This window comes from Mycobacterium sp. 050272, from assembly GCF_039023525.1.
Taxonomy (GTDB): Bacteria; Actinomycetota; Actinomycetes; order Mycobacteriales; family Mycobacteriaceae; genus Mycobacterium.
On sequence record NZ_JBCHKV010000012.1, the window covers coordinates 120,155 to 142,321 of the forward strand.

The window sequence follows — 22,167 nt, forward strand, 5'->3', positions numbered from 1 at the left end:
CTCCTTGTGCGGGTGAACGTCACACGGCCGTGAAACGTCAAAACATTTAGTTATTTAGTTGTGATGGTAGTCACCACCCCGCCTGCCAGCAAGCAACCGGGCCACCGCGGCGAGCAGCCGGTTCGGTCATGGGCCGTGGTGCGCAATTTGTCGTGCCAGTTCGGCTTTGGCCACCTTGCCCAGGCCGGTCAGCGGGAAATCGTCGACGATGGCCAGTCGCTCGGGCCATTTCTGTTTCATCAGGCCGCGCTCGTCGAGGAAGGCGCACAATTCGTCGAGCGTTGGATCCCGGTGCCGCGGTGATCGGCGCACCACGGCGCAGACCAGCTCGCCGCGTAGCTCGTCGGGCACCCCGACCACGGCGACCTCGTCGACCATGGGGTGGTGCAGCAGTTCGCTCTCGATCTCGGCGGGCGCGATGTTCTCGCCTTTGCGAATGATGAGTTCTTTGGTGCGGCCGGTAACGACGATGTGGTCATCGGGCCGCAGCAGCCCGCGGTCACCGGAGCGGAACCACCCGTCGTCGGTGAGCGCCTCGGCCCATTGCTGCTCGTCGCGGTAGCCCAGGGTCATATTGGCCCCGCGCAGTTCGATCTCACCCTCGGTGTTCGGCGGTAGCACGGTCCGGGTGCCGTCGGGTTCATAGCGCACGATGCGGATCTGGGAGCCGGGGATCGCGGAGCCGCTGGTCTGGATCTGCTGCTCGGTGGTGTCGTCGGCGCGGCTGACGCAGATCATCGCCGCCTCGGTCATGCCGTAGGCATGGACGACGGGAATACCGAGGTGTTCGCGGACCCGCCGGTGCAACTCGGGTGGGCACGGGGCGCCGCCGCCGATCAGCATGCGCAGGCTGGGCATGAGGGGTTCCGTGGCGCCGCTGCCGATCTGCGCCGATACCAGCATCTGATAGACGACACTGCCCCCGCCGGCCACGGTGATGTTGTGCTCGGCGAGCAGCCCGGGCAGCTGCTCTGGTGTGAATTTGGGGACCATCAGCAACGGGTATCCCGCCAGCAGGGCACACGACAGGTACACCATCCCGCCGATGTGGGCGATCGGAAAGCAGATGGTGCCGGTCTCCGCCGGGTGGCTGCCTAGGCCGAGGTACTCGGTGAAACCCTTTGCGGCCGAAAGCAATGTCGCGTCGCTGTGCACCACACCCTTGGGGCTGCCGGTGGTGCCGGAGGTGAAGTAGATCCACTGCGGCTCGGCCGCGTCGCGGTCGGCTGGGGCAAGCTCTGGGTGCGCGGTATGTGGCAGACCGGCCAGCACGGCGACGAACTCGTCGGGGACGGTGATGACGTGCACGCCGGCTGGGGCGTTGGCGGCGGTGGAGGCGTCGACGATGAGGACGTCGGCATCGCCGACCTCGACCGCCTGTGCTACCTCGCGCCCGCGGTAGATGTGAATGATGGGCGCCTGGGTGGCCGCGGAGCGAGCCAGCGCCAGCATCAGCAGCGCGGCCGGGACGGTCGAGGGCAGCTGCCAGGCCACCGTCATACGCGGCCGCACGCCCTGATCGTGCAGCCACCTGGTCGCGGCCAGCGACAGCAGTGCGACCTCGCCGGCGGTGAGCACGTCGCCGTCGACATCGCGCAGCAGGGGCTGGCCGGGTCGGGCCGCCGCCATCTCATCGAGCAGGCCGGCGATCGTGCGGGCGCTCACCCACACCTCATGGGTTCACCGGCTGCACTGGGACTTCCTGACGAAATCGGTTACTGCGCTGGCCAATTCGTCGGGTTGGTCCAGCATGACATAGGTCGAGCTGTCGTCGATGGTGCGCAGTTCGCCCTTCGGGAAGGCCTCGGCCAGCCGCTGTGCATGTGTCACCGGGAACATCTTGTCCTCGGTGCCCCACGCGATCAGCGCCGGCTTGTTCCACTCGGTGATGGCGCTGGCCGTGGCGAGTGTGTAGCGCGGATTGAGGTCGGCGCTGAACCGGACCGCTTCTCGGCGGACCGCCGATGAGGTCATGAAGCCGCCGAAGATGGCGGGCTGGCGGTCGGTGGGGATGCCGTGCCGAGTGACCGCCGAGGCGAAAAACGATCGGCCCGGGCCGGTGGCCAGCGCCCGCATCACCACCGCGCCGGCGCGGGCACTCGACCCGCATAACTTCACGATCGGCGCGAAGGACTTCGGCGGAAAGTGTTCATAGCTGTCGCAATTGGTGAACACCAGTCGAGACACCCGGCCGAAGTCCAGTGCCGGGTTGCCCAGCGCTGCCAGCACGATGCCCCCGCCGGTGTCATTGGTGATCAATGTGACGTCGCGCAAGTCGAGCATCTCTAGCAGGCCGACGATCCGTCGTCCCGCGGCCGCCACGCCTAGGTCCGCGGCGCCGGCGGGCGTCGACTGCGCGCCGAACGGCCAGGTCGGCGCGATGCACCGGAAGTCAGCGGACAGCCGACCGATGACGTCGTCCCACAACGAGCCGGTCACGTAGGCGCCGTGGACGAAGACCAGCGTCGGACCGGAGCCGCTTTCGGTGTAGTGGATCTTGACGTCGCCGACGGTGACCGAACGATCTTTCGGCATCCGGGCCCGCGCCTATTTGCTCAGGATGGCGACTGCGGCGGTGCCGGGTGCCCCGTACAGCTGGGCCAGGGCCACCTGCGGGTCATTGGGCACCTGGCGTTCGCCGGCGGTCCCGCGTAATTGGTGCACGAGCTCGTACACCTGCCGCAGGCCCGACGCGCCGACCGGCTCACCGTTGGCGATCAGCCCGCCATCAGTGTTGATCGGGATGCGGCCGCCGATCTCGGTGGCGCCGTCGGCCAGCAGCGCCTCTTGTTCGCCGTCCTTGCAGAGCATGGTCTCGGCCATGTGGATGATCTCCGAGCCGGAATCGGTGTCCTGCAGTTGCGCGACGTCGATGTCCTCAGGACCGATGCCGGCCTGCTCGTAGGCGGCCTTGGCCGCCTCGGCGGTGGTTCCGGGCACTATCGGCAGTTCGATCGAGGTGCGTAGCAGCTCGTAGGCGCCCTCTCGGCGACTGCGCAGCGCTGAAGCTCGGAGATAGATCGGGGTGTCGGTGTGCTGCTTGGCCTTGTCGGCGCGGCAGACCACCACGGCAGCCGCGCCCTCATTCGGGTTGCAGTACATGTACTGGCGCAGCGGGGCGTTCACGACCGGCGAGCCCAGGATGGCATCGACGCTCATCGCCTTGCGGCGCCACGCGTGCGGCGCGAGTGCACCGTTGGCGAAGTTCTTGGCCGCAACGCGGGCCAGCGTCTGCTCGCTGATCTCGTGGTCGTGCATGTAGCGCATGATCTTCGTGCCGAAGTAATGCGTCGTCAAGAACATGCCTTGGTCGCCGTACCACTGCGGCAGGCCGGACACTGAGGGGTCGGCACCGAACGCGCCGCGAGGGTGTTTGTCCAGCCCCACACCGACGGCTATCTCGGCCTCACCGGTTAACACATCGCGCGCGGCTAGCGTCAGCAACGAGTTGCCCGTGGCGCATCCGCTCAGGGTGGCGCGCGCGGGCAACCCGGTCATGCCGACGATTCCGGTGACAGCCTCGGGGTTGGCCACCTCCAGGCTGCCGGCGTAGAGGCTGTCGACGTCGGTCCAGTTGATCCCCGCGTCCTTGACCGCTCGGTTGATCGCGACCGCACCCAGCTCTAACGCGGACCGGTCTGCGTACCGACCGAAGGGGTGGATTCCGACGCCGATGATGGCGATGTCAGGCCTGCTCATAAGGCTCCTTCGGGGCGTGGCGGAACGAACTCGGCACTTCGACAGGCGGCCGCCGTCTCTTATTATGTCGCTAACTCGATAACTATATATCGGATTAGAGACCATAGCTGCGGTCCGTGGCGACCAACGATCAGCAGCGGAATGGCCCGAGCCGCTGCTCGGGCCATTCTCCGCTCGCCTGTTATGCGCCGGCGGTTTCCAGTACCGGCGGGTTCACGGCGTCGGGGTCGGGGTTGCGGATGGGCAAGCCCATGAATCGACGGGCGTTATCACCCATGAAGTCGTAGGTGCGTCGCTTGTCCATGCCCTCGGCGTACTTCCAATAGCCCTTCGGGGTCGCGAGGCCCTCGGGATGCGGCCAGTCCGAACCGAACAGCACCCTGTCCCAACCGACGGTTTCGACCACATCGGATACCCGGCCCTCCCAGAACGGGCTGACCCAGATGTTCCGGCGAAAGACGTCGTGCGGATGCTCGGGGAAGTTCTGCGGCATCTTGCTGTATGTCGACTGCAGATCGTCGAACAGCGGGTGGATCCAGGCGCTGCCGTTCTCCACGCTGGCGATGCGTAGCTTGGGGAACCGGGTCAGGGTGCCGTGACAGATCAGGCTGGTCAGCATGTCGGCGATCTCCCGGTGGCCGAGAGCCGTCCACTTGAACGCCGACATTTCGAACGCACTGCTGGTCTGCGGCGGCTCCCACTTGTCGATGTACTCCTGCAGCGGAGGTTGGCTGGCATGCAGCACGATGGGCAGTCCGGCTGCCTGGACGTCGCTCCAGAATGGGTCGAACTCGGGCAGCGCCGGCGATCGCCAGCCCTTGTAACCGTTGACCGGTGCCGGCTTGATCAGCGCGACCTTGGCGCCGTTTTCCAGGATGTACTCGAGTTCGCGGCGCGCTTTGTCGACAATGCCCAAGGTGAGCACCGGCGTCGAGTAGATCCGGTCGGCGTAGTCATAGCTCCAGTGCTCCAGCATCCACTGGTTGAGCGCGTGGATGATCGCTGCGGTCAGATCGGGATCCTCGGCGGCCGAATGCTCGACCAGGTTGGCCAGGGTGGGGTAGTTCAGACATGCCTCCACTCCCTGACGGTCCATCTCGGCGATGCGGTCCTGGGGGTTGCGCGAACCGGCCGGCGCCTCGATACCGCGGCCAGACATCTCGCGCATCGAAAGTCCCTCGGGATTTTGTCCGGAGTAGAACTTCTCGTGCGCCCCGGGGGCGGCGACCCGCTCGAACGTCGGATTCGGCATGTAGTCGGTGATCTTGTTCATGATCGCGATGCGGGTGTGCCTGCCGATCTGGACGAACTGCACCTTCGACCGGTACTGCTCAGGCAGGTATTTGGTCAGTGCGTCGGGGGTTTCGTACATGTGTTGGTCGGCATCGAAGATCGGTGCCTCGGTGAACTGCGTCATCGCTTGCTTCTTCCTCCTCCTCGGCGTGCTGTCGAGCTTGACCTAACTTGACAATAGTGTCAAGTAGCGACGCTGTAAATACCGCAGCAGGCACTTTGCAGTGCAGCGATTGCCAGTTGACATTCCTGTCGTATACGGTCTTGGCCATGACAGTGACTTCGGGTTCCCGGCCCGCCGAGGAGTTGGACGCCACCCGCGGCGTGCGCACGAGGACCGCGATACTCAACGCCAGCCGCCAACTCTTCCTCGAGCGCGGCTATGCCGGCACACCAATCAACGCAATCACCGAATCTTGCGGCATCTCGCGTGCCGGGTTCTACACCTACTTCAAGGACAAGCGTGAGGTTTTCAACGTTCTCGGTGAGACCGCGTATCACGATGTGCTCGCGGTACTTTCCGTTCTGGAGGATTTCGGTGGAACCTTGGCGCGCGACGATCTTCGCAACTGGGTCGGCGACTACTTCGCCTACCTCGATCGCCACGGCGCGTTCGTGCTGGCCTCGGCCCACTCCGCCCCGGATGATGAGGCGTTTCGCCGTTCCCGCAACCGCATGCTGACGCGTGCCGCATGGAAGCTGGGACAAGCCATCGGCGGCGCCGGAGCACACTCGCCAGAGGTGATCGGTGTGGCCGTGATGGGTCTGCTCGACCGTTCGTGGTATGCGGTACAGACCCAGTCCGTCCCCGTGGACCGCGACGAGATGGTCGCCGTGGTCGCCGAAATGATCCATGCCATGGCCCGCCCCTGACTGCAGGCCCGCTTTGATCGGGTCGCGCCGGGTCCAACGATGTCAGGCCGGGCGGAACGCATAGGTCAGAAACGATTGCCCGTCAGCGGTTTCCAGGGTCGTCGTGGTCGACACCATCGGCTGGCCGATGCGTAGAATATCGGAGGATGCACCCACGATCAGGGCCTCTACCAAAAGACCCTCCGGCAGTTCGACGAAGCCCACCACATATGGCCGGAACTTCTCGGGGCTGCGATGGCCTTTGTAGGGCAGCGGCGGTGCGAACTCCTGAGTGGTGTAGGTGTACAGGGTTCCCTCGGTGGACAGTTCGATCGGCTCGATATCGTCTGTGCCATCGAATAATTCCGGACGCTCGGCGGGGAACTTCACCACATCCGTAGAGCGCCGGCGCGAACCGAACAGCACCGAACGGTCGCCGTCGACCCGGAACAGTCCCTCGGTGATCAACGCGCTCATCTCAAACCACCTCGATAACCATTGCAGCACCCATCCCGCCGCCGGCACACATCGACAGCACGCCGATGCCGCCGCCGCGGCGGCGAAGTTCATAGATCGCCGAGGTCACCATCCGCGCACCGGTGGCCGCGATCGGGTGGCCGAGGCTGATGCCCGAGCCGTAGACGTTGACGATCTCCTCGTCGAGTTTCAGTTCCCGCGCGCAGGCGACCGCCTGCGCGGCGAAGGCCTCGTTGATCTCGAAGAGTGCGACGTCATCGATCGTGCGGCCGGCCAGCTCAAGTGCCTTGGGAATCGCGGTGATCGGCCCACTGCCCGTGCGGTTGGGTGCCACACCGACCGCGGCCCACGAGAGCACATTGGCCAGCGGAGCGACCTGCGAGCCGGGGGCTGCCAGAGCGACCACCGCGGCCGCGTCGTTGATGCCCGAGGAATTTCCCGCGGTGACGGTGAAACCGTCGATCTCCGGGTGCAGTACCTTCAGGCCCGCCAGCACCTCGAGCGTGGTGCCCCGCCGGGGATGCTCGTCCTCGGCGAACGCGACCGTCGAGCCGTCGGCTTGGGGCACTTCGATGGGCACGATCTCGTCGAGGAACGAACCTGCGTCGATGGCTTTGATCGCGCGCTGGTGTGAGCGCAGCGCCCACTCGTCCTGGTCTTGCCGGGTGATGCCGTACTGCACCGCACAGTTGTGCGCCACGGTGATCGACATGTCGATTGCGGGCGCATCGTCGGCGGGCGGGTGCGAGAGCGGCATCCACGGATCCTGGTAGTCCTCGGCGGACTTGCCGGTGGTGAAGGGCTTGCGCTTACGCAGAAGCGGCGTGGTGGAGCAGGATTCCATCCCGCCAGCCAACACCGCACGGCTCATCCCCGAGGCGATCTGACCCGCGCCCACGGCGATGGCAGTCAGGCTGGACGCGCACTGCCGATTGACGGCCATACCGGGAATCTCTGTGAGCCCCAGGTCGACGGCGATATACCGGGCGCTGTCCCCGCCGCCCTGCATGCTCTCGGCGATCACCAGGTCCTCGAAGTCCGAGGCGGCCAGCCCGGATCGGTCGATGGCCGCAGCGACAATCGGCTTCGCAAGATCTTTGGCGTCCACATTGACCAATGTGCCCTTGCGCGCAGTGCCGATCGCCGTGCGGGCGGCGGCGACGATCACTGCGCGGGACGGTGCTGTTCCCATGTCTCTCCCTTGGTCGTCGGACGGCGAACGCCGACGGTGACCCGGCCGGCCGAGCCAGTCTATACCGTTAAATAGATATCGGTATAACGGGTCAGTCGGGAGCCCGACCGCGGTACGTGTCGGTCTAGTCGCGTTGCCAGGAGCGGCATCGTTCGATGAGGATCCGCGCCAATACTTCTGGATGGCTGATCATCAGTTCGTGGCACGCCGCGACGGGGATCTCTTGGTGCACGCCACCGAGTGCGTTGATGCTGTCGCGCTGTGATTGCACCGACAGGGCCCGGTCGCGCGTTGTCAGGATCCACGTCCGCCTCACGTCCCCGGGCAGGCTGCTACGGTCGACCGGCTCGGCCGGAATTCGGGCTGATTCCGGGTAGAGCCGCGAAAGAGTGAACGTCCGCTGCTCGCGGGTCATGCCGTTGCAGAACGCATATCTGGCAGCGACCTTCGGAACCTTGGTCGGCTTGCCGGTGCTGGCGGCCCGACGCGCGAAGAAGGCCAGCGGACCGCCGAGGGTGTCCACGATCGCTCTCCCCTGTGGTGGTACGAACGCGGTCGCCAGGATCATCTCCCGAACCCGCGTCGAACCCAGCTTGGTGACGACGGCGGGCACCGTCACGCCGGCCATCGAGTGGCCGACGATGACGATGTCGCCCAGGCCCGCGTCCTCGATGTCGGCGACGACCGAGTCCGCCCACTCGCCGACGGTGGCCGTCACCAGATCACCCGGCTTCGTCCCGTGGCCGGGAAGGTCCACCGCGAGGATTCGCAGCCGCGGTTCGAGCCGGTACAGCTGCGCGACCGTCAGCTCCCAACAGTCTCCGGCGTGTTCGCCGCCGTGGACGAGGACGAGATCAGGCAGTGTCATGCGTGCGGTCCTTGGTTGATCGCGGCCATCGGCCCGTTATTCTGGCATTGGTGTCACTTCGGCGGCAATATCACCGGCGGCTGAGCGGCTGTGATGGCGAGGTGTCCGGTCGGCCCCGGACGGGCAGCCGCACTGTGGTTCAAGGGTTCTGACGGTCACGTCTACTGCAGGAGGTCGCGTTGGATCTGCGGGTGGGTGGTAAAGGCTTCGTCGTCGTCGGCGGCACCGCCGGCATGGGCCTTGCGGGAGCGCGCGCGCTGGCGGCCGAGGGTGCCGCGGTCGTCGTAGTGGGACGCGACGAGGACAAGGCCAACAGCGCGGCCGCAACGTTGGCCGGCGATGGCGCCGCCGCGGCGTATGGGTTGGCCGGTGATGTGAGCCGGCCCGGTGCGGCGGTGTCGATGGTCGAGCAGGCGGTGGGGCTGATGGGCCGCCTGGACGGTATTGCTGTCACGATGGGCACCGCGGGGATGATGCCGATCGACTCCGACGACGACGCCTGGGAGAACGCGTTTCGTGACGTTTTATTGGCGACCACCCGGTGTGTCCAGGCGGCGCTGCCTCACCTGATGGCCAGCAGGGGAGCGATCGTGACCACCGCCGCCTATTCGGCGCGGGCTCCGCATGAGCCGCGGCTGCCCTACGCCAGCCTCAAAGCCGCGGTCGCGGCCTTCACCCGTGGCATCGCCCGCACCCATGGAAAGTCCGGCGTGCGCGCCAACTGCGTCGCCCCCGGTGCGGTGGAAACCGACGCGTTGCACGCTCTGCGCGGAGTGATCGCCGAGAGCAAGGGCTATCCCTACGAAGAGGCACTGGAGCGGGCGCTCGTCGAGGACTTCGGTTTTGACGCCGCGCTGCAGCGCCCGGGACAGCCCGAGGAGATCGGCGCGCTGATCGCATTCCTGCTTTCCGATGCGTGTGGGTTCGTGACCGGCCAGACCATCTACGCCGACGGCGGTGCCCCATGAGGCGGACGATCCCAGCACCCGCACCTTATCTCAGGAGCGCGCGAGCCACGACCTCACGCTGAACCTCGGTCGCGCCTTCACCGAGCCTTTTCACCCGCAGATCGCGAAACCAGCGCTCCAGCGGCAGTTCGTCGGAAAGGCCCAGAGCGCCGTGAATCTGCATGCAGCGGTCCAGCACCTGGTAGGCCGCTTCGGTGGCGCACAACTTTGCCACCGACGCGTCCACCGCGACGTTTCGGCCCAGGTCGGCGTTCCACGCCGCCTGGTAGGCCAGCAGCCGGGCGGCGCGCAGTTGCATCTCGCTGTCGGCCAGCATCCACCGAATGCCCTGCTGATCGGCGAGCTTGCCGCCGAAAACCTCGCGGTCTTTGGCCCACCGGCACGCCATGTCCAGCGCGGTCTGGGCGATACCGATCGGACCGGCGGCATAGATGACGCGGCCGTGCACCAGGAAATCGGTGGCCAGTGAAAGCCCTTGTCCCTCTTTGCCGATCATCTGGTCGGCTGGGAGCCGGACGTCGTCGAAACGCAGTTCGTAGGGAGCGAAGGAGGCCATCACCGCAATGCGGCTGAAGGTGACACCGGGGGTGTCCCTCTCGACGATGAACGCCGAGATGCCGTTACGACCCGTCCCGGTTCGGGCGTAGACCACGCCCCAGTCGGCACCGGGCGCGTGCGATATCCACATCTTCGACCCGTTGAGCACGTAATCCGATCCGGCGCGAACGGCTTTGAGCCGAATGGCCCGTGCGGGGTCCGATCCCCCCGACGCTTCGGTGATCGCGGTGTAGGCCTTGCTCATCTTGCCCTCGACGATCGGACGCGCATACTTCTCGAACTGCTCGGGCGACGCCCTGAACATGACCTTCGGTGGGTTGCCGCCGAACGCACCGAGCGCCGGAAAGAATGCTCCCATCCTGCATTTCGCCGCTTCCTCTCCCACCACTACTTGGCCCAGCACGCTGAGACCGGCGCCGCCGAATTCCTCAGGTGTCTGCAGCGCCCACAGCCCCATCTGACGCGCCTTGGCCTGCAGTTCAACGAGCTGTTCGCGCGGCAGGCCGTTGGCGTCGTGTCCGAGGGTGTCCTCGAGTGGAGTTACGTGGGTGCGCATGAACCGCCGGACCGTGTCACGCAGCATGACCAGTTCGTGGGGCAACTCCCAAGCCCCGCTCACGCCGGCCGGCACCGTGGGCACGTCAGATCCGCCTGGCGACGGGGGCAAATCCGGGCGTCATGCATATGCCTCCTTGCTGGAAAGCCCGGTGTCGGATATCAGCCGAGCGTGAATGGGTCACGGGTAGCGCCGGACAACTCCACCCACACCGCCTTGGTCTCAGTGAAGTCCTTCACTGCGTCGATGCCGTTCTCCCGGCCGATGCCGCTGTGGCCCACACCGCCGAACGGAACATGCGGGCTTACAACGCGATACGCGTTGACCCATACAGTCCCCGCCCGCAGTTTGGCCGCTACCCGGTGTGCCCGGTGGATGTCTTTGGTCCACACCGAGCCGGCCAGGCCGAACTCGGTGGCGTTCGCGGCGGCGACAGCCTCATCCTCGTCGCGGAAGGTCATCACCGTCAGCACGGGCCCGAAGATCTCCTCGGTTACCGCCCGCATCGACGGGTTGACGCCGGTGAGCACGGTCGGCTTGACGAACAATCCGCCGAGGTCGTCTGCCGGTTCACCGCCGTACCTGATCGTCGCGCCCTCCTCCCGGGCGTCGGCAAAGTGCGACAACACCTTTCGGTATTGCGGTTCATTGGACACGGGCCCCATTTCGGTCGCCGGATCCTTCGGGTCACCAAGCTTGATGGTGGCCGCACGGGCGACGATCTTGTCCACCAACGCATCGGCGACGTCGTTGTGTACCAACAGCCGTGATCCGGCCAGACACGTCTGGCCGGTGGCCGCGAAGATGCCGGCGATCACACCGTTGGCCGCCGCGTCGAGGTCGGCGTCGGGAAACACCACCTGAGCTGACTTCCCGCCGAGTTCCAGGCTGAACCGGGTCATGTTCGCGATCGCGGCCTTGCCCACCTGGATTCCGGTGGAAGTCGAGCCGGTGAAAGCGATCTTGTCGACCCCCGGATGCGATGCCAGCGCGACGCCGGTCCGCGGCCCCCAGCCGGTGACGACGTTGATCACGCCGGGCGGGAAACCCGTCTCGGCGAACAGCTTCGCGAACGCCAGCGTCGACGTCGGGGTGTGGTCGCTGGGTTTGACCACGAACGTGCAGCCCGCGGCGAGTCCGGCGGCCAGCTTCCAGGTCAAGAGCAGCAGCGGCGAATTCCAGGGCGTGATCGCCCCGACCACCCCGACCGGCTCGTGGCGGGTGTAGACGAAGTAGTTCGGCTTGTCGGTGGGCACCACCTCACCCTGCAGCTTGTCAGCCATCCCGGCGTAGTAGAAGTAATAGTCGGGCAGCGAGCGCATCTGACCGACCATCTCTCGCAGCAGCTTTCCGCCGTCGCGCACTTCCAGCTCCGCCAGGGTCTCGGCTTCGCGTGCGATGACCTCGCCGAGCCGGTAGATGAGTCTGCCGCGAGCAGTGGGGGTCAGCTGCCCCCACGTCCCCTCCAGAGCGGCCCGCGCCGCTGCCACCGCGAGGTCGACGTCGACGGCCGCACCGTCGGGCACCCGGGCCCAGGGCTTGCCGGTGAACGGATCCACACTGTCATAGGTCGCACCCGAGGCGGCCGCCACCTGCTCACCACCGATGAGCAGCTCGAATACGGTCAACCGATCGATCGCCGCGTTAGTCATGGTTCCTCCAGGTCAGCGAGATCACGTCACCGGAAGCGTGGCGTGCGCTTGTTGGTCCGTGAGTCGGTCCGCTCGTCGCCCCTGGGGTTGCCAATCTGGGTGTAGGACAGGCCGTGCCGCTGGCGCAGGCTCGGCGACAGGTCCCGCGCCTCCCACATGGCGCGCACGGTGCCCTGGATGGCCAGGGGTCGCCGGGCCGCGATCTCGCGGGCCAATTCGGCGGCGCGAGCACGCAATTGGTCGTCGGGCACGATTTCGGTGACCAAACCGATGCGCTGCGCGGTCTGCGCGGTCAGCCGTTCCTCGCTGCCCAGCAGCGCCCAGCGCATCACCTCGCCGTAGGGCACGCCGAGGGAAAGCATTCCCATCGGCTCCAGCGCCGACACCGCACCCGAGTTGACATGCGGATCAAAGAACGTCGCGCTCTCGGAGCAGATCGCGAAGTCGCATTCATTGACGAAGTACATTGCGCCCCCGGCCACCATGCCGTGCAGCGCCGCGATTACCGGCTTCCACACCAGGTTTGCCTTGGGCCCCAGGTGGGCGCCGGGATCTTCCTGATTGAAGATCGGCAGGTGATACCACCACGCGCCCTTGGACACGTCGATACCGGTACAGAACGCCCGCTCGCCATTTGCGCGCACCACCGCGACAAAGATGTCATCGTCTTGGCGGACCCGCCGCCAGGCCGCGGTGAGCTCGATGGCCATCTGCTCGTTGAAGCTGTTCAACTGGTCGGGACGGTTCAGCGTCACCGTCGCCACGTGATCGGTGACCTCGAACTCGATGGTGGACGGGTCCTCCAGATCGGTCACGGCCGCTCCTTACTCGGTCCCGATGTCATGGACGTTTTCCCATCCCCACCGCTGGCTTCGATAACCTGGTTAGCTATCTCTCGCTTCAGGATCTTGCCCGCCGGTCCGAGCGGAAATTCGTCGCGAAATTCGAAGCGGCGCGGTTGCTTGTAGCCGGCCAGTTCGGCCCGGCACAGCACCGTCAGTTCCGCGGTCAGGCCTTCCTGGTCGACGGCGGTGCCCTTCCTTTTTCTGGGGATCACCACTGCAACGGGTGACTCACCCCACTCGGGATCGGGCACACCGACCACCGCGACCAGTTCAACGCCGTCGTGGCGGGCGATCACCCGCTCGATCTCGGCAGGGTAGACGTTGAATCCCCCGGAGATGATCATGTCCGTTTTCCGGCCGGTGATGTGCAGGTAGTTCTCGGTGTCGAGGTAACCGAGGTCCCCGGTCCGCAAGCCGTCGGGCCGGAATGCCTCGGCGGTCTGTTCGGGGCGGTTCCAGTACCCGATTGCATTCGCCGGACTCTCGATCACGATCTCGCCGATCTCCCCGGCCGGCAGGGCGACGCCATCGCCGTCGACGATCCGAATCGAGCACATCGGGGTTTCCTGCCCGCAGGAGGTGGCTGTCGATGTCTTGCCGGCGACGATGTCGCGGTGGTCTTGCGGGGTCAGGATGGTGGCCTGGCCTCCGCACTCGGTCAGTCCGTAGCGTTGCTGCAGGTCACAGCCCAGCAGATCCATCGCCTTTTGTGCGAGTCCGGGCGGTACCGGGGCCGAGCCATAGGAGATCCGGCGCAGGCTCGACATGTCACGGGACGGACCGTTCTCGAGGATTGCCAACGTCCGTTGCAGCATGGTCGGGATGAACGTCGTGAACGTGATTGCGCTGCCTTCGATCTCGTCGATCACGGCCTGCGGATCGAACCGCTGGTGAATCACCATCGTCTGGCCGAGATAAAGCCACGACACGGTGCGCACCATGCCGCCGGCGGTGAAGAACGGTGTGGTCGCCAGCATTACGTCGGATCGGTTCGCCTCCGTCACCAGATTCGTGTCGGCGGCCTGATAGAGCAATCCCCGGTGGGTGTTCATCACGCCCTTGGCGCGGCCGGTGGTGCCGCTGGTGTACAGGATGACCGCGACATCATCGGGGGAGAAATCCGGCCGCGGCGGGTTTGGATCGGCTGCCGCCAGGGCGGTCTCGTAATCCGGCCCGATGGTCAGGACGATCAGGTCGTTGAGCTCGAGAGCGAACTTGTCATGCTGGTCGGCGTGCACGATCGCGGCCCGCGCACCCGAATCGTCCAGAATGTGGGCCACTTCGTCGGCTGCCAACCGGATGTTCACCGGCACCGCGATCAGTCCGGCCTTGGCCAGCCCGAACGAAATCTCGGGCCACTCGATGCAGTTGCGCGCAATCACCGGCACCCGGTCGCCCGGCGACAGGCCGCGGTGCAGGAGCGCGCTGGCCAACCGCCGCGCCCGGTCGTCGACCTGGGACCAGGTGTGCACCCGCTCGCCGTCCACCAGCGCCCGTTTCTCCGGGTAGCGGCGGGCATTGTTGGTCGAGATATCCCCTACCAGCACGTGGCTCTCATATCAGGAATGCCAATGTGTCGATCGGGCCTCCGGCATCGATCAGATTGACGATCTTGCGCAGCAGCCACAGCTCGCCCGGTTTGCCGGTGCGACGGACAGTGTGGCTGACCCGGCCGGCCCAGAAACGTTGCCGGTAACGGTATTCGAACAACGCGAAATTGGACTCGACGGTCACGGTAGCCGAGGTGGTGTCGGTTACCTCGCTGTTGGAAAGTACCCGGCGCATCACCGAGGGCGGGATCTGCGAATGGCGGTTGCCGGTATTAAGCTGGGCGACACGGCTTGTGATGCGCCTGCGGTTGTCGTTAATGTAGGCCAGTGTGGTGCGGGGGTCGTCAGCGGGGTGCATCGGCACCCGGTAGAGGACATCCTCGTCATCGGCCCACAAGGCCTCCCACTCCGAGTAGCGGCCCTCGTCGGCCAGCCGCGCCTCCAGGTGCAGGAAGGACAGGATCTCGGGGTCCGGCAGCGGGCGCATCGCCGCCGAGATGATTGCAGACCGCTCAGCAATGTCTGTCTCGATAGTCATGGTGGTCAGGCCTTTCCACCGACGACAGCCGCCCACTGGGCATAGAAACCACGCTGGGGTGTCTCGGCGCTCTTGTCGGTGTTTACGATGCCGGTGTCATCGGTGACGTCGCTGTCGGCACCGCGGGACAGAACCAGCCACTCGGGCTCTTCGGCGGCCAGGCCGGCCTGGTTGCGCATGCCGATCTCACCGTCGTCGGCGATCAGGAAGCCCGCAGGCCCCATCGCCCCCTCGGCACGACGCAGCGTGCGCTCGTTGAGCTTGTCCTGGCCCGGGATGAGGACCGCAGTGGTGTAGGCCACCGTGCGGTCGGTGGCCTGCGGTTCGACGAACATCACGTTCATCTCGGCGAGAAACAGGTTGGGCCAGATCAGCGTATGCGGCGGCCCGACCACCAATGCGTCGTGCGCCTGCTCGGGACCATAGGCGCCCTCGAGCGCGCCGACATACTCGGCGAGCTTGGCTCGCGGAATACGGCCGTACCAGACGAATTCCTCATCGAGCTTGCGGTATTCGTCGCTGTAATCGATCTCGGAGTGCCCCTCGCCGATATCGCGGACCAGCACATCGACCTTGGTAGGCACGTGCGAAACCTTGGCGGGGCGAATCGCGTCGTACACCGAGGCGTGGGTGAACAGCGCGTGATAGCCGTCGACATTGTTTTCCACCACCATCTTCCAATTGGCGTGATGCAGATGCTTCATCCAGTTGGCGCGCAGGTCGATAGCGCGGGTGGGCGACAGGTTGAGCAGTCGGTCAATCGCGTGGGTCGCCTTGCCCAGATGTTCGCCCAGCGTGACACCCTCGGGCGACAGCGATGCGAAGATGAACCCGCCGTAGCTGTCGACCCGCGGCGCTTCGGCCAGGCCCAATTCGGAGCGCACCTGGTTGAACGCTTCACCGTAAGCCTCGCGCATCGGAACACCGGACAGCGCACCGGTATTGGCGAAGGTCCAGCCGTGATACGGGCAGCGGAACGAGGTGGCGTTGCCCTTCTCGGCATTGCACAACTTGTTGGCGCGATGCGTGCAGCGGTTCAGCAGCACCCGCACCACATCGTCCTTCCCGCGTGCCACCACGACTGGCTCCCGGCCGATCATCCTGGTCAGGTAGTCGCCGAGTTCGCTGACTTCGCTCTCGTGGGCGACGTACACCCAGCCCCTCTTGAAGATGGTGTCCATCTCGCGGGCGAAGATCTGCGGCGACGTGTAGACCGAGCCGTGCACACGGTCACGCCGCACGACCGTCGAGACGTCGAAATCATCTGCGGTGGTGCGTGGTTCGAGGGTGGTCATGCAAGTTCCCCCAGTTCGGTGGTGTCTGCGGAGTTTGTCACGGCGGGTATATGGACCATGCCGAGCCGCCGGAAGGCCACCCGTACCGCGGAACCGATCGCGGGGGCATCCGGTTCCGGGTGCAGCGTGGTCATGATCAGCCGGTGGCCGCTGGCGAGTTCGACGTCGACTACCGGGTAAGGAGCGTCGGCCAGGACCAGGCCCGGCTCGCGTCGGTGCATGACGGTCGAGGAGTGCACGACGCCCTCGGGCGCCACCACCCGCCAGTCTGGCTGCTGGCCGCCGCACCCGTCGCATACGAACTGTTCGAGCTCGAGCGTCAGCTCGCACGACGCGCAGAACGGCAGCGCCAATTCGCCGCGGGCCGCCGCGTCGTAGAGCGGACGCAGCGGATCGTGCTCGACCTCGGACGCCAGCTCGGCGCTCAGCAGCCAGTCGGACACAACGTTCATGGTGCTCACGCCGCCCGCTCCAGTACCAATGCGGCATGGTGGTCCATCCGGCCGCCGATCCCACCGACCAGGGCGGTGGTGGCGCCGGGGACCTGGCGGGCTCCGCCGTCCCCTCGCAGCTGAATCACGGCCTCGGCCAGCGGCGTCATGCCCTGCAGGTAAAAGCCGGACAGCTGACCGCCGCCGGTGTTGGTCGGCAGCACACCGTCGGGGCCGAGCTGGCCGGCCCGGACGAACTCCCCCGCGGGGGCGTTGCCGGTCAACCTGTACTCGTCGAGCAGGATCAGCGTCACGATGGTGAACGGGTCGTACAGCTGCGCGACGTCGAGGTCACCGCGGCGCATTCCGGCTTGGCCCAGCGCGTCGTCGACGGCGCGGCGGCCGCCCCCGAACCACGACTCCGCGCCGGCGCGGCGACGCCGCACCGGATGCTCGCGTCCGGTGCCGCGCACCCGCACCCGCGACGTGCCGATCGCGGGTTCGCCGGTCAGCACGATCGCCACCGCCCCGTTCACCGGGCGTGCACAGTCCAGCCGTCGGAGCGGCTCGGAAATCATTGGGCTGCTGCGATATCCGTCTTCGTCCAGTGGTTCGCGGTTCACCGCGTCAGGGTTGCCTTCAGCCCACCGCCGCGCCGTTGTCGCAACGGCGCACAGGTCCTCGGCACCGTTGCCGGTGACGTGCAGCCAGCGCTGGGCCAGCAAGGCATAGGTCGGGACCGAGCCGAGCAGGCCCGACGCCCGCTCCAGGCCGCGAGCGCCGGCGTTGCCGCCGCTGTGCGCGTACGCGGACCCTGACCCCTTGCCGGCCACCAGCGGTGCGTCGGCGAACACGCACATCACTGTCGACGCTTCGCCGGCGGTGATGGCATGCCGCGCCCGCTGGATCATCGCGACGGTCGTCGCGCCCTTGATCTCGACGTGCTCGAGGAGCCGCAGGTCGCCGAATCCGCCCTGTGCGGCGAACCCGACACCGAGCCGATCCGGGCGCACCCCCTGCGACGAGCCGACCAACAGACCGTCGACGTCACGGTGCCCGATGCCAGCGTCGGCGAGGGCGGCCCGGGCGGCTCGGGCGGCGAGTTGCACCGGGGTGGCGTCCCCGGACGGGCTGGGCCGCAGCGACATCCGGGTCTTTCCCAACCCGACGATGTCCACGTTGGTCATGGTGTCCGGTGCTTTCGTTCGCCCCGGTAGTTTCCGACGCGCAGCCAATCCTCGCGATCCTCGGGCGTGGCAAGGGTGAAGCTGGACAGTTCCAGCGGGTCCAAGAACACCTCGTCACCGCTTTCCAGATCCTCGACCAGCAGGCGGCGGCCGTTGCCTGACCTGTCCAGCCACAGCCGGACCGCGGCGAACTCATTGATCAGGATCGCCAACTCGCGACGCTTCGGTGTGTGATTGTCGGGTTCCATCGGCGCTCGGGACTCTTCTCTGGTGCTCAAGTTCAGGCGGAGAGACTCACCAAGTATTACCGCATACTACTGTCAGAATCAATCGACTTTGTGTCGGGAGGCATTGCGTCAACCGCGCCTGAACATGCACACTGGCTGCGTAAAGGCATAACCGACAATTAGCGACATCAATGTCAGAAACGCTGCGAAGGGGCCGTATGACCGAGACCGTCACCTCCGGTGCCGTGATCGATACCGAGGACTACCGGAGCATCTGGATGTACCTCAAGGAGCTGGACTTCCGGCAGGGGTTCATCGACGTTGCCGTGTACGGGTCGCCGGTGCGGACCCGCTACGCCGAGGCAGGCAGGCCGGACAAGCCGCACGCGATCCTGCTGCACGGCACTGGCGGGCACTGGGAGACCTTCGCGCCGAATCTGGCCGCGCTGAGCGAGTTTTTCCACTGTGTGGCGATCGATATGGTCGGCAACGGTTTTTCCGACAAACCTGATTACGACTACGAAATCGCGGTCTACGTCGAGCATGTGCTCGGCGTGATGGACCACTTCGGGATGGAGCGGGCGAACTTCGTCGCGATGTCGTTGGGAGCCTGGGTGGCCTCGACGATCGCGGTGCACCATCCCGACCGGGTGTCGAAGGTGATCCTGATGTCGCCGGCGGGCAAGGAGGCGGCCGCATCGAACATGGCGCGTATCCGCGCCGAACGAACCAAAGCCGTCAACGAACCCACTTGGGATTCGCTGCACGCGGTGTTCGCCCACCTCATCGCCGACGAGGCCAACCGTCTGCCGGACCTGATCGGGCTGCGCCGAGCGATCTACCAGCGGGACGACACTCGAGAGAGCATCGACCACCTGCTGATCCTGCAGGACGCCGCGGTTCGCGATCGCAACCTGATACCCGAGGACGAGTGGAAGTCGATCACCGCACCGGTCATGGTGGTCGCCTCGGGTCGCGACCACGGGGTGTACCAGGAGACGGCCACCTCGATTGCCCGCTTGATCCCGCATGCCGAGGTCTTTGAGATGCCTGATGTCCGGCACTGGCCGCATTTCGAAGACCCGAAAGAGTTCAATTCGGCGGCCGTTTCGTTCCTCACCAGGTGAGACCGTGCCGATGAGACGGCCGGAACCCGGCGAGATCGACGACATCGCGCGACGGCTGTATGCGGCCGAGCATGACCGCACGCCGATCCGGCAGTTGTCGCTGGACTATCCGCAGATGACCGTCGAGGATGCCTATGCGGTACAACGCGCACTGGTCGGACTCAAGGTCGCCGATGGTCGCGTGATCAAGGGCCGCAAGATCGGCCTGACCTCCAAGGTGATGCAGCGGGCCGCCTCGATCGACGAGCCGGACTACGGCGCGATATTCGATGACATGTTCATCGAGGACGGTGGGCATGTGCCGCCCGGCCGTTTCATTCGTCCCCGGATCGAGGTGGAGCTGGCCTTCATACTCGGCGAAACACTGCGCGGACCCGGCGTCACACTGTTCGACGTGCTGCGCGCCACCGAATTCGCGACCCCCGCTTTGGAGATTCTCGACGCCCGCGTCCAGATGTCCGACCCCGAGACCGGCCACCTGCGTACGATCGTGGACACGATCGCCGACAACGCGGCGAACGCCGGGCTGGTGCTCGGTGGCCGGGTGTTCCGCCCACTGGACGTCGACCTGCGCTGGGTGGCAGCGCTGCTGCTGCGCAACGGCACCATCGAGGAGTCCGGCGTCGCGGCAGCCGTTCTCAACCATCCGGGCAACGGCGTCGCGTGGCTTGCCAATCGGCTTGCTCCGCACGGTGTTTCGTTGCAGCGCGGTGAGGTGATTCTGTCCGGTTCGTTCACCAAACCGGTGTTCGCCGAGCCGGGGGACAGTTTCGTCGCCGACTATGGCCCCCTCGGCACCGTCTCGGTGCTGTTCGACCCCCGGAGCCGCCCGGCCGGCGGCATCGAGCAGAGTGACCCGACGTCATGACCACACGCTGGGTGCAACGGATCGCCGGTGCGGGTCCACGGTTCGGCATGTGGCTGGCCTCGGGCAGCGGGTACATCGCCGAGATCTGCGCCGGATCCGGTATCGACTGGGTGCTGGTCGACCAGGAGCACGCACCCAACGACATCCATAGCACGTTGGCACAGCTGCAGGTACTGGCCGGCTATCCCGACGTCGACGTGGTGGTGCGCCCGCCGGTGGCCGACCCGGTCCTCATCAAGCAACTCCTCGACATCGGCGCGCACAATCTCATCGTCCCGATGATCGGCAGCCCCGCGGAAGCGTCCGCCGTCGTCGCCGCAACCCGCTACCCGCCCGCCGGTATCCGCGGGGTCGGCAGCGCGTTGGCAAGAGCTTCCCGCTGGAACCACATTTCTGACTATCTTGTCACCGCAGATCACCGTGTGTCGGTGACGGTGCAGGTGGAGTCGACGGCGGCGCTGGCAGTGGTGGGCGACATCGCGGACGTCGACGGAATCGATGCGGTCTTCATCGGGCCTGCCGATCTGGCCGCCTCCATGGGCAAACTCGGCCAGCCCGAGCATCCAGAGGTAGTGTGCGCCATTGAGAATGCGTTGGCGACGATCGTCGAGCGCGGCAAGAGCGCGGGCGTGAACGCGTTCAACGAGACCCTCGCCCGGCGCTATCTGGCCGCCGGAGCGAGCTTCGTTCTGGTCGGCGCGGATGTGACCCTGCTGGCCCGCGGCGCCGAACAATTGGTCGCCAGGTACCGCCAGCCGCCGCCATGAGCTTTAGTTCTGACTATAGTGTCACCTATACTCGGCAGCTATGGACCTGAATTTCACGGCCGATCAACTGGAGTTCCGTGACCATGTCCGCACGTGGCTCGACGAGAACAAGCCGACCGAACCCAGGCCGCGCGACCACACCGGCATCCGCCAATACGACCTGGCCTGGCAGCGCACCCAGTGGGAGGGCGGCTGGGCCGGGATCGCGTGGCCAGAAGGATACGGCGGTAAGGGACTGACCCTGCTGCAACAGCTGATCTGGTACGAGGAGTACGCCGCGCGCGGCTTCCCGGGCATCGACGCGTGTTTCGTCGGCCTGTCCCATGCCGGACCAACATTGATCACGCGTGCCACCGACGAGCAGAAGTTCTTCCACCTCCCGAAAATTCTCAAAGGAGAAGTGATTTGGTGCCAGGGCTTCTCCGAACCCGACGCCGGTTCTGATCTCGCCGCCTTGCGTACCAAGGCCGTGATCGACGGCGACGATCTCGTTGTCACCGGCCAGAAAGTGTGGACCAGCTTCGCCACCGTCGCCGATTACCAGGAACTGCTGGTGCGCACCGACAACACCGGCGGTAAGCATCACGGAATCACCTGGGTCATCTGCGACATGTCGGCACCGGGAATCGACGTCAGGCCGATCGAGACCATCGAAGGCGGCGCGGAATTCTGTGAAGTCTTCTACGACAACGTGCGAATTCCGCTGTCCAACGTCGTCGGCGAGATCGACAACGGCTGGTCTGTCGCGATGTCGACGTTGTCCTTCGAGCGCGGCACCGCATTCACCGCGAACCAGGTGCGGCTAGCCAAGATCATCGAAGACCTCATCGACTACGCCCGCGACCATGTCGGCCCGGACGGCCGACGGCCGGCCATCGCCGACGACGAGATCGCGCGGCGACTGGCCCGCGCCCGGGCAGCGGTGGCGTCATTGCGGGCGCTGACCTATCAGAACATCTGCCTGGCCATGCAGTCGGAGACACCGGGCCCGAAAGGTTCGATGGTCAAGCTGCTCTATGCCGAGCTCGCCAAACAGATCGGCAAGCTGGCCATGGACATCCTCGGTCCGGGCGCTATTCGGCATTCGTCACGATGGGACGCCGACGGCTGGGTGGGCTATTACTACTACTCGTTCTCGCAGGCGATCGGCGGTGGCACCTCGGAGATCCAGCGCAACATCCTGGGTGAGCGTGTGCTCGGTCTGCCGAGGTAGGGGA

Annotated in this window: 22 protein-coding genes; 6 read left to right on the forward strand and 16 right to left on the reverse strand. The window is 66.0% G+C overall.

The genetic code is table 11. The features are described from left to right. Positions 1–126: 126 nt before the first annotated feature. From AAHS21_RS21635 to AAHS21_RS21650, 4 genes are all read right to left on the reverse strand, one after another. Positions 127–1,665, reverse strand: a complete 1,539-nt coding sequence (locus AAHS21_RS21635; protein WP_342929609.1) for a class I adenylate-forming enzyme family protein — start codon at positions 1,663–1,665, stop codon at positions 127–129. Between the two features lie 15 nt (positions 1,666–1,680). Then, positions 1,681–2,535, reverse strand: a complete 855-nt coding sequence (locus AAHS21_RS21640) for an alpha/beta hydrolase (RefSeq protein ID WP_342929610.1) — start codon at positions 2,533–2,535, stop codon at positions 1,681–1,683. Between the two features lie 12 nt (positions 2,536–2,547). Next, a complete protein-coding gene (locus AAHS21_RS21645; protein WP_342929611.1) occupies positions 2,548–3,699 on the reverse strand; it encodes a thiolase family protein in 1,152 nt (383 codons plus the stop codon). Positions 3,700–3,880: 181 nt separating this feature from the next. Beyond that, the gene (locus AAHS21_RS21650) at positions 3,881–5,116 is read right to left on the reverse strand and encodes an amidohydrolase family protein (protein WP_342929612.1); all 1,236 of its coding nucleotides are present in this window, start codon (positions 5,114–5,116) and stop codon (positions 3,881–3,883) included. A 146-nt stretch (positions 5,117–5,262) separates the two neighbouring features. Here AAHS21_RS21650 and AAHS21_RS21655 point away from each other — a divergent pair, with 146 nt between their 5' ends. Then, a complete protein-coding gene (locus AAHS21_RS21655) occupies positions 5,263–5,865 on the forward strand; it encodes a TetR/AcrR family transcriptional regulator (RefSeq protein ID WP_342929613.1) in 603 nt (200 codons plus the stop codon). Positions 5,866–5,907: 42 nt separating this feature from the next. Here the strand turns inward: AAHS21_RS21655 and AAHS21_RS21660 are convergent, their stop codons facing one another. The 3 genes from AAHS21_RS21660 to AAHS21_RS21670 all read right to left on the reverse strand — a co-directional run bounded on the left by AAHS21_RS21660 (position 5,908) and on the right by AAHS21_RS21670 (position 8,381). Beyond that, positions 5,908–6,321, reverse strand: a complete 414-nt coding sequence (locus AAHS21_RS21660) for an OB-fold domain-containing protein (RefSeq protein ID WP_342929614.1) — start codon at positions 6,319–6,321, stop codon at positions 5,908–5,910. 1 nt (position 6,322) lies between these two features. Next, complete coding sequence (locus tag AAHS21_RS21665; RefSeq protein ID WP_342929615.1) at positions 6,323–7,513, reverse strand: thiolase family protein; 1,191 nt, start codon at positions 7,511–7,513, stop codon at positions 6,323–6,325. A gap of 124 nt (positions 7,514–7,637) precedes the next feature. Further along, positions 7,638–8,381, reverse strand: coding sequence for an alpha/beta fold hydrolase (locus AAHS21_RS21670; protein ID WP_342929616.1), 744 nt, complete (start codon positions 8,379–8,381; stop codon positions 7,638–7,640). 191 nt (positions 8,382–8,572) lie between these two features. Here AAHS21_RS21670 and AAHS21_RS21675 point away from each other — a divergent pair, with 191 nt between their 5' ends. After that, positions 8,573–9,349, forward strand: coding sequence for an SDR family oxidoreductase (locus tag AAHS21_RS21675; RefSeq protein WP_342929659.1), 777 nt, complete (start codon positions 8,573–8,575; stop codon positions 9,347–9,349). Between the two features lie 25 nt (positions 9,350–9,374). Here the strand turns inward: AAHS21_RS21675 and AAHS21_RS21680 are convergent, their stop codons facing one another. The 9 genes from AAHS21_RS21680 to AAHS21_RS21720 form a co-directional block, all read right to left on the reverse strand. Beyond that, positions 9,375–10,547 (reverse strand): acyl-CoA dehydrogenase family protein, encoded by a 1,173-nt coding sequence (locus AAHS21_RS21680; protein ID WP_342929617.1) that lies wholly within the window; start codon positions 10,545–10,547, stop codon positions 9,375–9,377. A gap of 77 nt (positions 10,548–10,624) precedes the next feature. Continuing rightward, complete coding sequence (locus AAHS21_RS21685) at positions 10,625–12,115, reverse strand: aldehyde dehydrogenase (protein WP_342929618.1); 1,491 nt, start codon at positions 12,113–12,115, stop codon at positions 10,625–10,627. Between the two features lie 26 nt (positions 12,116–12,141). Then, complete coding sequence (locus AAHS21_RS21690; RefSeq protein WP_342929619.1) at positions 12,142–12,930, reverse strand: enoyl-CoA hydratase/isomerase family protein; 789 nt, start codon at positions 12,928–12,930, stop codon at positions 12,142–12,144. Beyond that, positions 12,927–14,507, reverse strand: a complete 1,581-nt coding sequence (locus AAHS21_RS21695; protein WP_342929620.1) for an AMP-binding protein — start codon at positions 14,505–14,507, stop codon at positions 12,927–12,929. Before AAHS21_RS21695 ends, AAHS21_RS21690 begins: the two co-directional genes overlap by 4 nt. 7 nt (positions 14,508–14,514) lie before the next feature. Beyond that, positions 14,515–15,048, reverse strand: a complete 534-nt coding sequence (locus AAHS21_RS21700) for an aromatic-ring-hydroxylating dioxygenase subunit beta (protein ID WP_342929621.1) — start codon at positions 15,046–15,048, stop codon at positions 14,515–14,517. A gap of 5 nt (positions 15,049–15,053) precedes the next feature. Next, complete coding sequence (locus AAHS21_RS21705; RefSeq protein WP_342929622.1) at positions 15,054–16,343, reverse strand: Rieske 2Fe-2S domain-containing protein; 1,290 nt, start codon at positions 16,341–16,343, stop codon at positions 15,054–15,056. Next, a complete protein-coding gene (locus tag AAHS21_RS21710) occupies positions 16,340–16,795 on the reverse strand; it encodes an OB-fold domain-containing protein (protein WP_342929660.1) in 456 nt (151 codons plus the stop codon). Before AAHS21_RS21710 ends, AAHS21_RS21705 begins: the two co-directional genes overlap by 4 nt. Before the next feature lie 5 nt (positions 16,796–16,800). Next, the gene (locus AAHS21_RS21715; RefSeq protein ID WP_342929623.1) at positions 16,801–17,961 is read right to left on the reverse strand and encodes a thiolase family protein; all 1,161 of its coding nucleotides are present in this window, start codon (positions 17,959–17,961) and stop codon (positions 16,801–16,803) included. Beyond that, entirely contained in the window at positions 17,958–18,209 is a 252-nt protein-coding gene (locus AAHS21_RS21720) for a hypothetical protein (RefSeq protein WP_085242870.1), read from the reverse strand. Before AAHS21_RS21720 ends, AAHS21_RS21715 begins: the two co-directional genes overlap by 4 nt. A gap of 197 nt (positions 18,210–18,406) precedes the next feature. On the opposite strand from AAHS21_RS21720, the gene AAHS21_RS21725 reads away from it, so the two are divergent. From AAHS21_RS21725 to AAHS21_RS21740, 4 genes are read left to right on the forward strand one after another with little or no spacing between them, the layout of a single operon-like run. After that, positions 18,407–19,315: an alpha/beta hydrolase gene (locus tag AAHS21_RS21725; RefSeq protein WP_090422587.1), complete on the forward strand. Its 909-nt coding sequence runs from the start codon at positions 18,407–18,409 to the stop codon at positions 19,313–19,315. 10 nt (positions 19,316–19,325) lie between these two features. Continuing rightward, positions 19,326–20,183: a 2-oxo-hept-4-ene-1,7-dioate hydratase gene (gene hpaH / locus AAHS21_RS21730; RefSeq protein WP_342929624.1), complete on the forward strand. Its 858-nt coding sequence runs from the start codon at positions 19,326–19,328 to the stop codon at positions 20,181–20,183. Next, positions 20,180–20,950 carry an aldolase/citrate lyase family protein gene (locus AAHS21_RS21735; protein ID WP_342929625.1) on the forward strand — a complete coding sequence of 257 codons (771 nt, stop codon included), beginning with the start codon at positions 20,180–20,182 and terminating at the stop codon, positions 20,948–20,950. Before hpaH ends, AAHS21_RS21735 begins: the two co-directional genes overlap by 4 nt. Positions 20,951–20,990: 40 nt before the next feature. Continuing rightward, on the forward strand, positions 20,991–22,163 hold the full coding sequence (locus tag AAHS21_RS21740) for an acyl-CoA dehydrogenase family protein (protein WP_342929626.1): 1,173 nt from the start codon (positions 20,991–20,993) through the stop codon (positions 22,161–22,163). Positions 22,164–22,167: the final 4 nt, after the last annotated feature.